Origin of the sequence: Phormidium sp. CCY1219, from assembly GCF_035615515.1 — a bacterium.
Taxonomy (GTDB): domain Bacteria; phylum Cyanobacteriota; class Cyanobacteriia; order Cyanobacteriales; family Laspinemataceae; genus CCY1219.
Genome location: NZ_JAJENT010000415.1, coordinates 1 through 1,916, shown reverse-complemented (window position 1 = coordinate 1,916; position 1,916 = coordinate 1). Strand labels below are relative to the sequence as shown.

The following is a 1,916-nucleotide window of genomic DNA, read 5'->3' as shown; positions in this document are numbered from 1 at the left end:
TGCAATGCTTAAAAGCCCTGCCTGGGGTGACGGTTTCATTGTAGCCGCTCGCCCTTTTTTTGTCAAGCGATCGCCTCGACAAAAAGCCGGCGAAACTTCAAACATCACCTCGAGCGGGGATAATCAAATGGTGGTGATGTCAGCAAGCAATAACATGGCGAAGCGCCAAACAACCAGCGATTTAAAACCGACACCGATGGACGTCAATGAACTGTTAGGGCGATACGCACAGGGAGAACGCGCTTTTACCAAAGCGGATCTCGGGGAAGCGCACCTGAGTGGAACCAACTTGAGCCGCGTGATTTTGCGGGATGGGGATTTGAGCGAAGCGAATCTGAGTGCGGCATATCTCAAAGGTGCCGATTTGAGAGGCGCGGATCTCAAAGGTGCCGATTTGCGCGGAACCTATTTAAGAGGAGCGGATTTGCGCGGCACAGACTTGCGATGGGCGCATATGCAGGGAACCGATATTTCCCAGGCGCTCTACAACATCCAAACCCGATTTCCCGCAGAATTGGATCCGAAAGCATTGGGTGGCTATGCGATCGCCCCGGGTGCAGACTTAGAGAATGGCTATCTTTGCGGGGCGGATCTGCGCTGGACCAAGCTAACCGATTGTAATTTAAAGCGCGCATATCTGCACCGCAGCGATCTGCGATCGGCAGATTTGCGGGGGGCGGATTTGACGGATGCAGATTTGAGCGCGGCGCTTTACGACGATCTAACTCAATTTCATGCAGAATTCGACCTGGAAGCAGCCGGTGCATATGCGATCGCCCCGAATGCTTCCCTCATCAACGCCAAGTTGTGGCGCGCGAGACTCAGTGGCGTAGATTTAAGTGGGGCGGATCTAACCGATGCGAATCTATATCGGGCCGATCTGTCGCGCGCGAATCTGCAAGGAGCGAATTTAACCGACGCGAATTTGTGGGGAGCGAATTTAATTGGAGCAAATCTGCAAGGAGCGAATCTGCAAGATACGATACTCAAAGAAGCGGATATGAGAGGCGCGATCGCCCCAGATGGAACCTCCGAATCCGACTAATTGTCGGCATTTTGGCTCAAACCGGATTCAGGGATAAGGTATCGAGTCATCCATCCACCCGCCACCGGATATTCCCCGAGGATTAAAAACTAGAAATAGTGTATCCGGTGGGCAGGTTTGCACCTTGCAGTTGCACTTGGCGGGTATCCGCGCGATCGAGTTTTGCCCCAGAGAGATCGGACCAATTGAGGTTAGCATCGGTGGGGTTTGCATGGGTCAAATCCGCATCGCGCAGGTTGACGCCTGCAATCCCAGTGGCGTGGAAATTGCCCTCGCTGAGAGTAACGCGATGGAGGTTAGCAACGCTTTGCAGGGCATTATTTAAGTTTGCGCCCACCAAAGAGGCGCTTTCCAGATTTGCCCCCACTAGATTCACACCGCTGAGGTTTGCGCCATTTAAGTTGGCAATCACCAATCCCGCCAGAGTAAGATTACTGCGGGTTAAATCGGCATTTTCTAAGTTTGCTCCATGCAATCTCGCTGCAATGAAACTGGTATGGCGCACTGTGGCATTTTCTAAATTCGCATTAATTAAAGATGCCTCGTTGAGATTGGCACCTTCTAAATTGCTACCGCTGAGATTCGCTTCTTTCAAGTTAGCCCCGCTCAAGTCGCGCCCTGCCAAATTGACGCCACTCAGGTCGCATTTTTGGCATTCGTTGGTGTCGAGCAATTGTTGCAAATGTGCCGGATTTTCCGCGACGGCGGGGGTTGCGATTGCGGTTGCGCTGAGTAATGCGGCGATCGCGATTTGTCCGATTTTCATAGTAGCCTCCTATACGTTTGGAAACCCTCGTGCTTTAGCCGGGGGAGGAAAAACGAACTTGCGGCTTTAGCCGCCGTCAAAACTATATTGAGAATTGGGTGTGCA

The 1,916-nt window shown here is 52.2% G+C and carries 2 protein-coding genes; one reads left to right on the top strand and one right to left on the bottom strand.

Going from position 1 to position 1,916, the window contains the following annotated elements; translation table 11 throughout:
- A partial coding sequence (locus LKK83_RS09225; protein ID WP_324630786.1) for a pentapeptide repeat-containing protein occupies window positions 1–1,045 on the top strand: 1,045 nt, incomplete at its 5' end.
- Window positions 1,046–1,127: 82 nt separating this feature from the next.
- Here LKK83_RS09225 and LKK83_RS09220 read toward each other — a convergent pair.
- Entirely contained in the window at window positions 1,128–1,811 is a 684-nt protein-coding gene (locus LKK83_RS09220; protein ID WP_324630785.1) for a pentapeptide repeat-containing protein, read from the bottom strand.
- Window positions 1,812–1,916 lie beyond the last annotated feature (105 nt).

Coding starts and splice junctions, on each gene's coding strand:
- LKK83_RS09220 (WP_324630785.1), bottom strand. CDS start 1,811: ATGAAAATCGGACAAATCGCGATCGCCGCATTACTCAGCGCAACCGCA.